The 14,923-nt window shown below is 64.9% G+C and carries 12 protein-coding genes; 8 read left to right on the top strand and 4 right to left on the bottom strand.

The annotated features are described in order from the left end of the window. Positions 1-241: 241 nt before the first annotated feature. From dsbG to dsbD, 3 genes are read right to left on the bottom strand one after another with little or no spacing between them, the layout of a single operon-like run. Positions 242-1,000 (bottom strand): thiol:disulfide interchange protein DsbG, encoded by a 759-nt coding sequence (gene dsbG / locus ACMGF5_RS00660; protein ID WP_161872175.1) that lies wholly within the window; start codon positions 998-1,000, stop codon positions 242-244. 1 nt (position 1,001) lies between these two features. Next, positions 1,002-1,838 (bottom strand): TlpA family protein disulfide reductase, encoded by an 837-nt coding sequence (locus ACMGF5_RS00655; RefSeq protein WP_046785283.1) that lies wholly within the window; start codon positions 1,836-1,838, stop codon positions 1,002-1,004. Next, positions 1,838-3,550 carry a protein-disulfide reductase DsbD gene (dsbD, locus tag ACMGF5_RS00650; RefSeq protein WP_115274254.1) on the bottom strand — a complete coding sequence of 571 codons (1,713 nt, stop codon included), beginning with the start codon at positions 3,548-3,550 and terminating at the stop codon, positions 1,838-1,840. Before dsbD ends, ACMGF5_RS00655 begins: the two co-directional genes overlap by 1 nt. 266 nt (positions 3,551-3,816) lie before the next feature. On the opposite strand from dsbD, the gene ACMGF5_RS00645 reads away from it, so the two are divergent. The 8 genes from ACMGF5_RS00645 (at position 3,817) to ACMGF5_RS00610 (ending at position 13,608) form a co-directional block, all read left to right on the top strand. Continuing rightward, the gene (locus tag ACMGF5_RS00645; RefSeq protein ID WP_414157502.1) at positions 3,817-6,648 is read left to right on the top strand and encodes a xanthine dehydrogenase family protein molybdopterin-binding subunit; all 2,832 of its coding nucleotides are present in this window, start codon (positions 3,817-3,819) and stop codon (positions 6,646-6,648) included. After that, a complete protein-coding gene (locus ACMGF5_RS00640; RefSeq protein ID WP_012315391.1) occupies positions 6,641-7,177 on the top strand; it encodes a (2Fe-2S)-binding protein in 537 nt (178 codons plus the stop codon). The genes ACMGF5_RS00645 and ACMGF5_RS00640 overlap by 8 nt, the downstream gene beginning before the upstream one ends. 2 nt (positions 7,178-7,179) lie before the next feature. After that, positions 7,180-8,391 (top strand): c-type cytochrome, encoded by a 1,212-nt coding sequence (locus tag ACMGF5_RS00635; protein WP_414157501.1) that lies wholly within the window; start codon positions 7,180-7,182, stop codon positions 8,389-8,391. A gap of 3 nt (positions 8,392-8,394) precedes the next feature. Beyond that, a complete protein-coding gene (locus tag ACMGF5_RS00630; protein WP_414157500.1) occupies positions 8,395-9,366 on the top strand; it encodes an XdhC family protein in 972 nt (323 codons plus the stop codon). Continuing rightward, a complete protein-coding gene (locus ACMGF5_RS00625; RefSeq protein WP_414157499.1) occupies positions 9,363-9,929 on the top strand; it encodes a nucleotidyltransferase family protein in 567 nt (188 codons plus the stop codon). The genes ACMGF5_RS00630 and ACMGF5_RS00625 overlap by 4 nt, the downstream gene beginning before the upstream one ends. Before the next feature lie 148 nt (positions 9,930-10,077). Continuing rightward, positions 10,078-10,761 (top strand): response regulator transcription factor, encoded by a 684-nt coding sequence (locus tag ACMGF5_RS00620; protein ID WP_012315384.1) that lies wholly within the window; start codon positions 10,078-10,080, stop codon positions 10,759-10,761. Continuing rightward, positions 10,758-12,080 carry an ATP-binding protein gene (locus ACMGF5_RS00615; RefSeq protein ID WP_012315383.1) on the top strand — a complete coding sequence of 441 codons (1,323 nt, stop codon included), beginning with the start codon at positions 10,758-10,760 and terminating at the stop codon, positions 12,078-12,080. The genes ACMGF5_RS00620 and ACMGF5_RS00615 overlap by 4 nt, the downstream gene beginning before the upstream one ends. Positions 12,081-12,216: 136 nt before the next feature. After that, positions 12,217-13,608: an aspartate aminotransferase family protein gene (locus tag ACMGF5_RS00610; protein WP_115274259.1), complete on the top strand. Its 1,392-nt coding sequence runs from the start codon at positions 12,217-12,219 to the stop codon at positions 13,606-13,608. Positions 13,609-13,696: 88 nt separating this feature from the next. Here the strand turns inward: ACMGF5_RS00610 and ACMGF5_RS00605 are convergent, their stop codons facing one another. Then, entirely contained in the window at positions 13,697-14,827 is a 1,131-nt protein-coding gene (locus ACMGF5_RS00605) for a cupin-like domain-containing protein (protein ID WP_046785273.1), read from the bottom strand. Positions 14,828-14,923: the final 96 nt, after the last annotated feature.

Here is a 14,923-nt window from a genome sequence, read left to right as displayed (position 1 = left end):
TTTTCTTGAGGTGGTGTAGTCCTTTTCGCTTTTATTCTTTGAATTGATTGCGATGCGTTTATAGCGTTTTTTTGTGATTAGTGTTTCGTGATGTTTTCGGCGGGCAACTCAATAGCCGGGTGGAAGGGGACCTGCTTTGTCCCCCTTCTTTCAGGGAGGGGTATTGTTGCGCTTGCGAGATCGAGCGCCGCCCGCGCGGCGCTCGATCTCAGGAGCACCGAGAACCCGAAATCTGCAACATTTAACGCTTGCCGAGAATTTTCCCCAACAACTCCGGCCGCGGTGCCCCTTGCTGGCTCTGCAGGTTGCCCTGCTCATCCTGATAGAAGATTGCCGGGGTGGCCTGCAGGCCCATTTCTTCCATCAAGGCCAGGTTCGCCGCCAGTTTCTGCTGCACTGCCTCTGGCACCTTGTCCAGCGCTTTCAGCGTGCTGGCCTTGCCTGCTTTCTCATGCTGTTCCAGCGCTTTGGCCGGGTCCTTGGCGGCCAGCAGTGCCGCCGACTTGCCTGGGCTGTCCTCGCGGATGATGCCGACCATGATATGGCGCAGCTGCACCTTGCCCGACTCTACCCATGGCCGTGCCTGCTGCCAGAACATGTTGCAGTATGGGCAGTTCGGGTCACTGAACAGGTATACCTTGCGCGGTGCATCGGCTTTGCCGTCAGCGATCCAGCTGGTTTTTTCCAGCTTCGCCCAGATGGCCTTGGACATGGGCCCGTACACCAGCTTTTCCAGGGGGGCGGCACTGAGGTCCTGGCCCTGTTCGTCAAACAGGCTGCCGACCAGTACATGCTTGCCATCGGGTGTGAGGTACAGGGCGATGCCGTTGTTCTGGTACTCGGCGGCATAACCGCGCAGGCCATCGGGTGCATCGAAGCTGCCTTTGATCACGGCGCCCTTGGCTTGCAGTTGCTCGATTGCCTTGGGCAGGGTTTCGGCATGCGCCAGCGGGGTGGCCAGCAGGGCCAGGGACAGGGGCAGCAGTGCAGTCAGTCGCATGTCATTTTCCTTGTGCGGCAGGGGCGGGCGCAGCGGCCCGTTCGAAAGGTTCCAGGGCATGGCGCAGGCTGGCCCGGGACAGCTCGCCCAGGTGGCTGCCGATCAGCCGCCCGTTGGCGTCGTAGAACAGGGTGGTGGGCAGGGCCATCGAACCTACCCGCTGGGCCAGGATGCCGGTGCCGTCGAACAGCACATGGGTCAGGCTCAGGCCGGTGGTGGCGAGGAAGGTGCTGACGTTTTCAGGCGTCTCGCCCTGGTTGACGAACAGGAAAGTCACGTGAGGGTACTCACCCTGGGCGTGTTGCAGCACCGGCATTTCCCGTCGGCACGGCGGGCACCAGGTCGCCCAGATGTTGATCACCAGCGGCTTGCCGCGGTAGCTGTGCAGCGCAACCGATTGCCCGCTGGCATTGCGCAGGCTCAGCTCTGGCAGCTCGGTGCCCTTGCTGTACAGATGGCTGCCAAGGCTGGCCAGCCCCCAGAACAGCGCGCCACTGAACAGTGCCCAGCCCAGCGGGCGGCGCAGCCCGGGGTGGCGCCAGCCTTGCCAGAGGCTGGCGAGTACGACGCCGATCAGCCCCGACCAGAGCAGGAAACCACCGTCGCGGATGTCGATCACCTGCACCAGGTCATCGCGGTACATTGGCCAGTAAACCAGCACGAAACCCAGCCGAGCGCACAGCAGGCCGATCAGGAACAGGTTGAACAGCGCCGACTCCGGGCTTTCGCCGCCACGCCGGGCGACCCACCAGCCGACCACACTGGCGATGCCCAGGGCGGCGAGCATCAACAGATGATTGAGGGCCATGGTCAGGGGCCCCAAGGTTACAGTCAGCATCAACCTTGGCTCCTGGTCTGGGCCCAATGTTGCAGGAATGCGGCCGCATCCACCTCGCCGGTGATGCGCCGTGCGCGGCGTTCTTCGCCTTCCGGGCCGAGCCAGATGATGCTGGGTGGGCCGGGTACCTGGTAGCGCTGCAGCAGCGCGCGGCTGGCGGGGGCATCGGCGGTCACGTCCAGGCGCAGCAGGTGCACGCCGGCCAGGCTGGCTTGCACATCGTCACGGGCAAACACCTGCTTTTCCATGACTTTGCACGATACGCACCAGTCGGCGTAGTAATCGACCATCACCCATTGGCCACGGGCTTTGGCCGCATCGAGCTCACGTTGCAGGTCCTCCGGGCGGCTGACGGTGACAAACGCATCTTCGGCGTGCTGAGTGGCCGAAGGTGCGGGGCCACCGGCAAACGGGCGCAACGGCTGCCAGAGGTCATCGCCACCGGCGGCAGCGCCTATCAGCAGCAGCCCACCCCACAATGCGCCCAGCAGCGGTACGGCGCGCAAGGCAGGCAAGCGCTGCAGGGCCGGCCACGCGGCCCAGCCCAGTGCAATCAGCCACGCGCCGCTCAAGGCCAGCAGCAGCGGTGCGGCGAGCAGGCTGCGTACGGTGTACAGGGCCATGGCCAGGAACACGAAGCCGAACACCCCCTTGACCCGCTCCATCCAGGCGCCCGGGCGCGGCAGGTAGCGGTTGCCCAAGGTCACCAGCAACAGCAGTGGCACACCCATGCCCAGGCCAAGGCTGAACAGCACCAGCGCGCCTTGCAGCACATCGCCACTCTGCGCGATGTAAAGCAGGGCGCCGGCCAGCGGGGCGGTCATGCACGGCCCGAGCAGCAGGCCGGACAGTGCCCCCAGGAGCGCCGCACCGTAGAGGTTGCCGCCCCGGGTGCTCTGCCCGGCACGGTCCAGGCGATCACGCAGGGCGGCTGGCAATTGCAATTCGAAAGCGCCAAACATCGGCAGGGCAAGTAACACGAACAGCGCCGCCAGGCTGCCCAACAGCCAAGGCTGCTGCAGCCAGGCTTGCAGGCTGGCGCCAAGCAGCGCGGCGACCACGCCGAGCCCTGCATACACCAGCGCCATGCTCAGCACGTAGACCCCGGCCAGCACCCAGCCACGTCGTGCGCTGGCGCCGTTGCCCATGACCAGGCCGGCGAGGATCGGCAGCATGGGCAGCGAGCAAGGGGTGAACGCCAGCAGCAGGCCGAGGCCGAAGAACGCCAGCAGGCTCCAGCCAAGGCTGGCGCTTTGCAGGCCGCTGGCCAGGGCTTGGTCGCTGGCCTGGTCAGTGGCAGGCGCGGCGCTGCCGCCCAGGTCGATGACAGTGGTTTGCGGCGGGTAGCACAGGCCGGCGTCGGCGCAGCCCTGCCAGCCCAGGCGCAACTGGCCTTGGGCGTTGGCGGGCAGCAGCAGTTCGAGTTGGTCGCGGTACACCGCGCTGTCGCCGAAGAATTCATCGTGATGGTTGAGGGCCGGCGGCAGTTGCGGGTGCTGCTCGACGGGCAGGCCGTCGAATTTCAGGCGCTTCTGGTAGAGGTAGTAACCCTGTTTGATCTGGAAATAAAGGCGCATCTGGCCGTCGGCCTGGCGGTCGTGGGTCAGGACGAACGCCTGGTTCACCGGCAGGAAGTCGGGCTTTACGTCGAACGGGTTGGCCTGCAGCGGGCCGGCCATAAGGAATGTGAGGAAGAGCAGGAGGACGCGCATGTCTTCGCCTTGGCAGATTTGAACGGGGCCATGCTGGCCTGAGCCGATTAACCCAAGGTTAACCTGTGGCCACGTTCGTGCGAGCTGAGCGTGGACATACCGCGACATACTGTCTGCTTGACTTTGCCAAAACCTACTTGAGTGCTGTAAAGTTGACGTGAAAGTCAGTTTTCTGTGGGCGCCCTGTGTCGGCGGTCACCTCCTTCCGCGTTTCCAGCACAAGAATCAAAAGATGGGCAGGCAGCGGCCTGCCCAGAGGATCAAGCATGTCCAACCGTGATATTTCCCGGCGCTCCTTCCTGCAAGGTGGCCTGATCGCCGGTGTCGGCGTGAGCATGGCGCCGCTCGGCAGCCAGGCCTTCGCCGCACTGATGGAAGATCGTGTCACCACGTCGCCGCAGAAGTGGATGAACCACGACGGCAAGGCGCGTTTCCGTAACGACGCGTTGTCCAAGGTGTGCGGCAACAAAGTCTTTGCCCGCGACATCCGCGCCAAGGACATGCCCGGCTGGCCCGAGCAGCAAGGGCACGCCATGTTGCTCAAGACCACCAAGGCCGACCGTATCTACGCCGGTTACGACCTTGAGTGGCTCGGCGCCGGGTTGCAGCCAGACCGCATCGTCACGGCCGCTGACCTGGAAAAGGACGGCATTGCCTGGCCCGAAGCCCATTCGCCCGACCCGCTGTTGCCACCTGGCAAGGTGCCGATGTTCATTGGCCACCCGGTGGCGATCCTGATCTGGAACGACTTCGAGCGCTTCCGCCAGGCCAAGCGCAAGCTGCAGTTCAACGACAAGGCGATCCGCTACGGGGCCCAGGCCCCGCTGTATCAGCGCGACCCCTATGGCAGCTTCCGCTTCGTTCGCGTTGGCGGTGCCACGCCGTTCGACGACGATGAGTTCTCCAGCCTGAAGAACGCCATGCTGTTCCCCACCATTCTCAACCGTAAGCCGGTGTGGTCCAAGCAGCCCAACCAGCACGGCGACCTCACCGAGCAGGGCCTGTTCTACGCCAAACGCATCGGCGAGCAACTGGACAACCCGCCCGAAGACTGGCTGGTGTTCGATGAGCGCTACAAGACGCCTTCCATCGAACCGGCGGCGCTTGAGCCCGACAACGGCAATGGCTGGTTCGACGCCGGCACCGGCACGCTGCACTTCGTGGTCGCCACCCAGTGCCCGTTCGAAGTGGCGCAGGACTGCGTGCACATGATCAAGCCGTCGCGCTTCGCCCTCAAACACCTCAACATGCACCCGGGTTACACCGTGGGCTATGGCTCCAAAGACAACAACATCTTCGTGTTCTATGCCGCGGTTGCCGCGCTGTATGGCGCTGGTGTGCCGGTCCGCCTGGCCAACGACCGCTATGAGCAGTTCCAGAGCGGCATCAAGCGTCATGCCTTCGACATCCGCTATCAACTGGCCGTGGACAAGAAGGACAACAGCTTCAGGATCTTCCGCGCCGACATGAGCTGTGACGGCGGTGGCCGCATCAACTACAGCCCGTCGGTTGCCGCAGTCGGGGCCACGGCGGCGCAGTCTATCTACTACATGCCGCAGAACGACCTGTCCGTCACCGCCTACCACTCGCGGGGCGTCGAGGCAGGGTCCATGCGTGGCTACGGTACCCTGCAGACCATGGCGGCCACCGAAATGATGGTCGACGAGGTCGCCCAACGCCTGGGTGTCGATGCCATCGACCTGCGTCGTGCCAATGCGCTGAAGTCAGGCATGAAGAACACCCAGGGCGCAGTGCCCGCCGGCGCCCTGCGCCTGCACGAGATCCTCGACAAGGCTGCTGCCCATGACTGGTGGCGCAACCGTGATGCGCGCAAGCGACAGATGGACGCCAAGGACCCGGACCACTGGTACGGCGTGGGCTTTGCCATCTGCCAGAAGGATTTCGGCACCGGTTCCGAAGCGCCGATGGCCAGCGTCGAGTTCACTGCCGATGGCCGCATCAGCCTGCGCCACATCGGCACCGAACTGGGCACCGGCATGTCCACTTCCCAGGCCCTGGTGGTCAGCGACTTCCTCGGCCGCTCGGCCGACGAGGTGAAGACCGCAGTGACCGAGTGGCCTGAACTGCAACTGGCCACCAGCGGCAACCCCTACCTGATCATCCAGGCCGAGCAGGATGCGGCGCTGCGCAACCCGCGCTGGGTCGGCAAACTGGCATCGCCATCGTCGGCGACCAACTCGGCGTTCTATTTCAGCCACGCCACCCGGGAAGCGGCGCGCGTGCTGTTCAATCATGGCCTCTGGCCGGCGGCCATGGCCCTGTGGCGCCAAGGCCCGTTCGGCGGGCAGGCCAACCCCTTGGTGGTGCGCCGCGAGAACGCGGTATGGGTCAATGGTGAGCTGACCGGCAACGGGCTGGCGCCTATTCCCTTCGCCGAGCTTGCGAAGAAAGCCCACGAAATGGGCCTGGTCACCGGCGTCAGCGTTCACGGTTTCAACCGTTGGAGCTGGGCAGAAGCCGACTTCGTCATCGACGGCGTGCGCGAGCGCTTCCCGCTCGATGCCGTGGCCGTTAAGTACGGCGACGGTGCGCCGAACGCCAAGAAAGCGCAGATGAGCAGCAACGGCTACCACTTGCTCGACCGGCAGAACGCCGCCTACCCGGCCACCCAGTTGAACAACGCCATGGTCACTTACTACAGCCCGGTGGCCACTATCGTCGAAGTGAAAGTGAACAAGGGCACCCATGAAGTCCAGGTGCTCAACCATCACAGCTGGGTCGAGTGCGGCCGGGTGTTGGTACCGGAGCTGGTCAAGGGCCAGCTCGAAGGCGGCATCGCCATGGGCATTGGCCATGCGCTGACCGAAGAGATGCCACTGCATGAGGGTGGCCCGGGGGAGGGCGACTGGAACTTCAACCGCTATCGCCTGCCGCATGCCAAGGACGTGGCCGTCTGGAAGCAGACGTCCGAGATCCTCCCACCGTTGTCGCCCACCGACCCGTCCAAGGGCATTGCCGAGGTGGTGATGATCCCGGTGGTCGGTGCCATCGGCAACGCCGTGGCCCATGCCATTGGCAAGCGTGTTCGCGATCTTCCGATTACTCCAGCCCGCATCAAGGAGGCCCTCAATGGCTAACCGTCCGCTTCAACTGACCCTCAATGGTCAACCTGTCGGTCCGGTCGAGGTCCCCGACGACCTGGCGATGATCGATTACCTGCACGAACACCAGAACCTCACCGGCTCGCGCCTGGGCTGCGGTCAGGGTATCTGCCATGCCTGCGTGGTGATCGTCGACAACCCCGATGGCACCAGTGAAGAAGTGCGCACCTGCATCACCGGTGCCCACTACTTCGCCGGCAAGAAGGTCCGTACCATCGAGAGCCATGCCAAGCAGGACGAGGCCGGCAACTTCACACTGAACCCGATCCAGCAGAAGTTCGTCGACCTGTTCGCCTTCCAGTGCAGCTACTGTGCACCCGGCTTCGTCAACGCGGCGACCGTGCTGGTGGAAAATGCCCAGCGCCAGCCGGTGAAGAAGAGCGAACTTGAAGACCGCATCGAAGAGAGCCTGGGGCATCACATTTGCCGCTGCACCGGCTACGTACGCTATTACGATGCTACCCGCACGGTCCTCAACGACCTCGGCCTGGTCAAGGAGGGTTGAGCATGGCGTTCGTTCGTTCCGGTCTCACGCTGGCGCTGGGCCTTGCCGTCGCCATGGTTGCCCACGCAGATGACCAGGCGCTGGTCAAACGTGGGGAATACCTGGCCCGTGCTGCCGACTGCATGGCCTGCCACACCGCCGAAGGCGGCGCGCCGTATGCCGGCGGCCTGCCGATCCACTCGCCGTTCGGGACCATCTATGGCACCAACATCACCCCGGACAAACAGTACGGCATCGGCAACTACACGGCCGACGAATTCTTTGCGGCCGTCACCGAGGGCAAACGCAAGGACGGCGCCAACCTGTACCCGGCCATGCCCTACACCTCGTACCACCTGATCTTGCGGGAAGACTCGGACGCGATCCTTGCATACCTGATGACCGTGCCGCCGATCAACCGCCCGGCACCGCAGACCAAGCTCAGCTTCCCGTTCAACGTGCGCATGGGCCTGTCGGGCTGGAACATGCTGTACGGCAAGAGCGTGCAGTTGCAGCCCACCGACGGCAAGAGCCCGGCATGGCAGCGCGGGCAGTACATGGTCGAAGTCATGGGCCACTGCGGCGAGTGCCATACCCCGCGTAACCCGATTGGTGCGCTGCAGCAGGATCAGCGCCTGACCGGCGGGCTGCTCAATGGCTACCTGGCACCGAGCCTGCTGGCCAAGGACCTCGCCGAGCGTGGCTGGACCCACCCCGACCTCACCACCTTCCTCAAGCACGGCATCAGCGCCCAGGGCAGCATGTTCAACGAGATGTACCCGGTGGTGCACCACAGCACCCAGCATCTCAAGGACGCCGACCTGGCTGCCATGGCCACTTATCTGTTGGGTGAACAGCCACCGCCTGCCAAGGTCATACAGGAAGTCCCCCTGGACCAGCTCAGCGACAGCGCCAAGCGCGGCCGTCAGCAGTACCTCAACGTCTGCGCCGGCTGCCACGGTGTCGACGGCGAAGGCAAGCCGCATATCGCGGTGGCCATGCAGGGCAACACGGTGCTGCGTCAGGGGGACTCGCGCAACCTGGTCAAGGCCATCCTCGACGGTATCCGTGAGCAGCAATTCACAGGCTTCGAACGCATGCAGCCAATGCCAGGCTTTGCCGACAAACTCAGTGATGAGCAGGTCACGGATATGGTCAACTACCTGCGTCAGGCCTGGGGCGGATTGCCGGGTGATTTGAGCGTACAGCAGCTAGCTGAGCTGAAGGCGGAGTAATACGTGCAACATCTTGATCTGCAGGTCGTACACCAGGCGATGCAGTGGTCGGGCAACGGCCAGCGGGTCTGGTTGTGCACGGTGCTTGCCACTTACGGGTCGGCGCCTCGCGCGCCGGGCTCGCTGCTGGCGGTGAACGAGGCAGGGCACTGGGTGGGCTCGCTGTCGGGCGGCTGCGTCGAGGAAGACTTCCTTGAGCGCGTGGCCCTTGGCGAGTTTCCCGAGCCGGTCGCGATCGTGCGTTATGGCGATGACAGCGACCGGCGTTCGAGCATTCGCCTGCCGTGTGGCGGGGTGCTGGAAGTGCTGGTGGAAAACCTGCCGGCCGATTGCGAAGTGCAGGCGCACCTGCGCGCCTTGGCTGGTGCGTTGCAGGGCCAGCGGCGGCTTTTGCGCGAGGTTAGCCTGCCTGACGGCACGCGCCGGCTCAGCGACGACTCGTGCCAGGGCCCAAGGGTCGAACGTGATAGCACCCGTGTGCGTCTGCGTGTGGGCGCTGCCCAGCGGCTGCTGTTGGCGGGGTATTCCAGCGTTGCGCATTATTGCGCCGAGTTCGGCAAAGGGCTGGGTTTTGAAGTCATCCTCTGCGACCCGCGTGACGAGGTGCTCGAAGGCGTGGTGCTGGACGGCATCGAAGTGCGCCGCGAGTTGCCGTCGGAATTCATCGCCAACGGTGGTTGCCATGCCGACACGGCAGTGGTTGCATTGACCCATGACCCCAAAATCGATGACTTGGCCATGCTTGAAGCAGTACGTACCGAGGCGTTTTACATTGGCGTGATGGGCTCAAAGGCCACCTCCGACAAGCGTCGCGAACGCCTGCAGCGCATCGGTGGCCTGGGCACTGGCGAGCTGGCGCGCATCCACGCACCGATCGGCCTCAACCTGGGCAGCAAGACCCCAGCAGAGATCGCCCTGGCAGTGTTGGCCGATATCCTGCGCATGCGTAACGGCATCGAGCGGGCGGCGCTGTGAGGATCGTCGCGCTGGTGCTGGCGGCGGGCAGCAGCGTGCGTTTCGGTGGCGACAAGCGCCGGGCCACGTTGGGCGACGGGCGTAGCTTGCTGGTGCATAGCGTCGAGCGGGCTTGCTCGGTGTTCAGCGATGTTCGCGTGGTACTGCGCGATGGCGAGCGGGGCGAGGACCTGGGCTTGCCGGGCGCATGCCGGATCATTTCCAGCCCGGATGCCGGATTGGGGATGGGGCATAGCCTGGCGGCTGGGGCTGCGTCGTTGATCGATAGTGAGGCACAGGCAGTGGCGGTGCTGTTGGGCGATATGCCCTGGATCGCTCAGGCTACGTTGGGCCAGCTTGCCGCGGTTGCCGATGCATCTGCGATCGTCTTGCCAGAACATGACGGCCAACAGGGGCACCCCGTGTTGTTCGGGCGCGATTTCTGGCCGGCGCTTTCACGCCTGACGGGTGATGAAGGGGCGCGTTCTGTGGTGAAGGCACACCCGGCGAGTTGCATCAGGTTTGAAGTGCAGGACGCCGGGGTGTTGCAGGATGTGGACCGGCCAGAGGCGGTAAACCGCTGAGCGCGGGCGGCACTCGATCTCACCGGCGCTAGAATTCATGCGTCGGGCCTCAAACAACCGACACACCCGCTACCGGAAAAAAGCCCATAATCCCCCCTTAATCCCCCAATAGTGCAATGCCAGCCACACCACTCCGGGAGCACCCACCATGCACGTTCTGCTCTGCGAGGACGACGACCTGATCGCCAGCGGCATCTGCGCCGGCCTCACCGCCCAAGGCCTGACCGTCGACCGCGTAGCCAACGCCGGTGCCGCCCGGGCCATGCTCCAGGCGGCGCAGTTCGACGTGATGATCCTTGACCTCGGCCTGCCCGATGAAGACGGCCTCAAGCTGTTGCGCCGCCTGCGTCAGCAGGGCATCGACCTGCCGGTGCTGGTGCTCACCGCGCGCGATGCGGTCACCGATCGGGTCGACGGCCTGCAGGCCGGTGCCGACGACTACCTGCTCAAGCCCTTCGACCTGCGCGAGCTGGCCGCGCGCCTGCACACCTTGCTGCGCCGGGTTGCCGGGCGGGCGGTGAACGTGATCGAGCATGGCCCGCTGCGCTACGACCCCAGTAGCTGCGAAGCGACCCTGGCCGGCCAGCCGGTCGACCTGTCGCGGCGTGAGCAGGCCTTGCTCCAGGCGCTGCTGCAGAACCCGGGCCGGGTGCTGTCCAGTGAACAGCTCAAGGACTGCGTGTACGGCTTCAGCGACGAAGTCGAAAGCAACGCCCTCAACGTGCATATCCATCACTTGCGCCGCAAGCTTGGCAACAGCATCGTCGAGACCGTGCGCGGCCTGGGCTACCGCCTTGGCCCGGCGCAGGCGCCAGAGGAAGCCGCATCATGAGCCTGCGGGTACGCCTGAGCCTGATTCTGGGCAGCGCGTTCATCATCATTTGGGTGCTCGCTGCTGCCTGGATGCTGCGCGACCTGCGCCAGCAGATGATGTTCTCCCTCGACCAGCGCCTGGTGGCTTCGGCGCGCATGGTTGCCGGGCTGATCGACCAGTTGCCCAAGCCGCTGACCGCCAAGGGCGAAGAGGCGCACTTTTCCGCCGACCAGTTCACCGTGCCCGACGGCATGGCCTGCCAGGTAAGTTCGCTGCGCGGCGAGATTCTTGCCAGCAACCACAAGCATGATGGGGGCATGGACGATGAACAAAGCGGCTTCCGCGACCAGACCATCGACGGTGCACTGTGGCGTACCTTCACCTACAACCATGGCGATGTGCGCATCACCACTGCCGACCGTCACATGGAGCGCGAGGCACTTAACCAGTCGATCCTGCTGGCAGCTTCGGCGCCGGTGCTGATGGCCTTGCTCGGCAGCCTGGGGCTGGTGTGGATCGGCCTGGGCAAAGGCCTGGAGCCGCTCAATCGCATGCGTGACGCCTTGCGCAGGCGGCGTGCCGACAGCGTTGAGCCGTTGCAGGTGGCGGGCTTGCCCAGTGAGTTGCAACCTTTGCTCGACACCCAGAACCAGCTGTTTCTGCGCATCGCCCAGACCCTTGAGCGCGAACGGCGGCTGACCGACGACGCCGCGCATGAACTGCGCAGCCCGCTGACGGCGATCAAGACCCACCTGCAGGTGGCCCGCATGACCGATGGCGCAGTGCGCGAACAGGCGCTGGAACATGCAGAACAGGGCACCGACCGCATGCACCGGACCCTGGAACAGCTGCTGCTGCTGGCGCGGGTCGAAGGCAGCCTGTCGTTCGAAGATGGCGTGCAGTGCAGCGCCGAACAGGTCGCCCGGCAGGCCGTGCAGGATGCCGGTGGGGGTGACAACCGGCGCATCGTTCTGCGCCTGCCCGAGCAGGCCACGCAGATCTACCTCGGCATGCCGGCCCCGCTGGCGGTGGCGGCGCTGCGCAATCTGCTGGACAACGCTCTGCGCCATGGCGGTGATACTGAAGTGGAACTGGAGGTGCAGATGGCCGACGGGCAGATTGGTTTCATGGTGCGCGACCATGGGCCTGGTATTGCCGCTGATGACCTGCAGCACTTGACCGAGCGCTTTTGGCGCAACGGCCAGAGCGGTGGCTGCGGGCTGGGGTTGGCGATTGTTCAGGCGATCGTGCAGCGCTGTGCCGGCAGCTTGCGCTTCGACAGCCAGAGCGATGGCTTGCGGGTGGTGCTGCAAGTGCCGGCGCGCTCGGGGGCTTGATCTTCGCCGCCTGTACCGGCCCCATCGCCGGTACAGACCCCAAAAAATCCCATAACAAGCGCTAAATCCTCCCCCCAGCCAAGCGTTTTCCAAGCGACAACTACCCGCACATTCGCTTGCTTGCGAGGATTTACCCATGTCGACTGCTTCCAGCCTTGCCCAGGTCCCGCCGGCCAGTGCGCCGCAACCGCTGTACGAGTTCACCGAGTCGCCCCTGCTGCAACGCCAGCAGCAACAGGAATCCAACGCCCGCAGTTATCCGCGGCGCATCCCGCTGGCGCTCAAGCGCGCCCGTGGCATCCATGTCGAAGATGTCGAGGGCAGGCAGTTCATCGACTGCCTGGCGGGCGCCGGCACCTTGGCCTTGGGCCACAATCACCCGGTGGTGATCGAGGCCATCCAGCGTGTACTGGCCGATGAAATACCCTTGCACACACTCGACCTGACCACGCCGGTCAAGGACCGCTTCGTTCAGGACCTGTTCGGCATCCTGCCCGAAGCATTGCGCCGTGAAGCCAAGGTGCAGTTCTGCGGCCCGACCGGGACCGACGCCGTGGAGGCAGCGCTCAAGCTGGTGCGCAGCGCCACCGGGCGCAGCACCGTGCTGGCCTTCCAGGGCGCCTACCATGGCATGAGTCAGGGCGCGCTGAGCCTGATGGGCAGCCATGGCCCCAAGCAGCCGCTGGGTGCCTTGCTGGGCAACGGGGTGCAGTTCATGCCGTACCCCTACGACTACCGATGCCCGTTCGGCCTGGGTGGCGAAGCCGGGGTCAAGGCCAACCTGCATTACCTGGAGAACCTGCTGCTCGACCCTGAAAGCGGCGTGCCGCTGCCCGCTGCCGTGATCCTGGAGGTGGTGCAGGGCGAAGGCGGGGTGATTCCTGCCGATGTCGAATGGCTCAAGGGGGTGCGCCGTATCACCGAGCAGGCCGGTGTGGCACTGATCGTCGATGAGATTCAGAGCGGTTTTGCCCGTACCGGGCGGATGTTCGCCTTCGAGCACGCTGGCATCGTGCCGGATGTGGTCACCCTGTCCAAAGCCATTGGTGGCAGCCTGCCGCTGGCGGTGGTGGTGTACCGCGACTGGCTCGACACCTGGAAGCCGGGCGCCCATGCCGGCACCTTCCGTGGCAACCAGATGGCCATGGCGGCGGGTTCGGCGGTGATCAACTACCTGGTCGAGCATCGGCTGGCCGAGCATGCCCAGGCCATGGGCCAGCGCCTGCGTGATCACCTGCAGCGGCTGCAACGCGACTATCCGCAGTTGGGCGATATCCGTGGGCGTGGCCTGATGCTCGGGGTCGAACTGGTCGATGTGCAAGGCCCGCGCGACGTGCTGGGCCACCCACCGGCCAATCGCGAACTGGCACCCAAGGTACAGCGCGAATGCCTCAAACGCGGGCTCATTCTGGAGTTGGGTGGGCGCCACGGTGCGGTGGTGCGCTTCCTGCCGCCGCTGATCATCAGCGCGCAGCAGATCGATGACGTGGCGCAGCGCTTTGCCGAGGCACTGGCTGCGGCGGTCTGAGCTCACGAGGGGGCGCGTTGCGCCCCATTTCTCGGCAAGCCCGCTGCCACGGGAGTTGGCGCGGCATGCCTGCCGCGTCCTGTGCCGCTTACCAGCCGCGCCCGGAGTTGACCCAGAAATTCACCGACAGCGATGTCGACACCGACTCCACTTGGTGGAACCAGCCTTCGGGCAGGAACAGCAGGTCGCCGGCTTGCAGCAGCACGCGCAGGAAGGTCACCCCGCGCGCGTCAGGGAAGCGCTGGTAATCCGGCGCATCGGGGTTGAAGTCGCACCCGTCCAGGCCGCCCTTGGGTGAGGTCGACCAGGTGCCGAGTGCCGGGCGATGGTGCGGCGCTGCCAGGATGAACGACTTGTCCCCCCACACCTGGGCGAACAGGTTGTCGGCATCGTCGCGGTGCAAAGGGGTGAGGGTGCCTTTGGGGCCGATCCAGATGCGCGGTGCGATGTACAGCGAGCGCTCGAAGTAGGGCGGGTACTGGATCAGCTCAAGCAACTGCGCAGGCACGATGTTGTTGCCCATGTAAGCCGGTGGCTCGCCGTTGCCGGTGCGTGGCTGCGGGTTGTCCAGCGAGTTGATGAAATCTGCCATGGAAGTGGAGCGAAAGTCGCGCTCGGTGGAGAAGGTCTTCTTCACATAGTCGCCATGGCGGGTGATGCCCTGCAGTTCGGCGAAGTGCTCCAGCGAAGCCTGGCGCTCGAGGTTGAACAGCTTCCACTCACGCAGGGCGTCACTGATCACCACCGGTGTGCCGTACGGCAGGAAGTTGCGCTGGAAGCGCTCGGCATCCAGCTGCGCGGCGGGGATTCTTTCTACCTCGGTCAGCTGTGGCAGGCTGGCCGACACACGTTCGCTGTAGCGCGGTGGCGTGACATGGCGCTGGTTCATGTCGGTCTTCTGCGCCGTCACCCCCTTGCGCGCCAGGTCGATGATTTGCGGAAGCAAAGTGGCCAGGCCCAGGTTGCCGCCGATTTTCAGCCGGCCGCCAGCAAACAGCTCTTCGACGTTGGCGCTGCCGGCCATGATGCCCAGCAGGTCTTGCTGGGTGACTTCGATGGTGACATCCGGCGTGGCATGCCGACCGGCCTCGGTGCGCGGCTGGGTACCAGCTTCGCACCAGTAGGCCTGCTGCGGGCCGAAGATGAATTGGAAGGTGCCTTCGACGCCGACGGCACCGGCATTGGCGAACAGCTTGCTCAGCAAAGGTTGCAGTTCCACGGCGCAGCCTCTTCGTGGGGGGAGGGGTGTGAGAACGGAACGAAGGGCGGGCTGCGAAATTTAGCGCGCCGCCCGGCGCTGGCCAGGGGGTTGGCG

The organism is Pseudomonas sp. BNK-15, assembly GCF_047456105.1.
Classification (GTDB): Bacteria; Pseudomonadota; Gammaproteobacteria; order Pseudomonadales; family Pseudomonadaceae; genus Aquipseudomonas; species Aquipseudomonas putida_E.
The sequence above is the reverse complement of the archived record's forward strand: the minus strand, read 5'-3'. Positions and strand labels throughout refer to the sequence as shown.

Coding starts and splice junctions, on each gene's coding strand:
- dsbG (WP_161872175.1), bottom strand. CDS start 1,000: ATGCGACTGACTGCACTGCTGCCCCTGTCCCTGGCCCTGCTGGCCACC.
- ACMGF5_RS00655 (WP_046785283.1), bottom strand. CDS start 1,838: ATGCTGACTGTAACCTTGGGGCCCCTGACCATGGCCCTCAATCATCTG.
- dsbD (WP_115274254.1), bottom strand. CDS start 3,550: ATGCGCGTCCTCCTGCTCTTCCTCACATTCCTTATGGCCGGCCCGCTG.
- ACMGF5_RS00645 (WP_414157502.1), top strand. CDS start 3,817: ATGTCCAACCGTGATATTTCCCGGCGCTCCTTCCTGCAAGGTGGCCTG.
- ACMGF5_RS00640 (WP_012315391.1), top strand. CDS start 6,641: ATGGCTAACCGTCCGCTTCAACTGACCCTCAATGGTCAACCTGTCGGT.
- ACMGF5_RS00635 (WP_414157501.1), top strand. CDS start 7,180: ATGGCGTTCGTTCGTTCCGGTCTCACGCTGGCGCTGGGCCTTGCCGTC.
- ACMGF5_RS00620 (WP_012315384.1), top strand. CDS start 10,078: ATGCACGTTCTGCTCTGCGAGGACGACGACCTGATCGCCAGCGGCATC.
- ACMGF5_RS00615 (WP_012315383.1), top strand. CDS start 10,758: ATGAGCCTGCGGGTACGCCTGAGCCTGATTCTGGGCAGCGCGTTCATC.
- ACMGF5_RS00610 (WP_115274259.1), top strand. CDS start 12,217: ATGTCGACTGCTTCCAGCCTTGCCCAGGTCCCGCCGGCCAGTGCGCCG.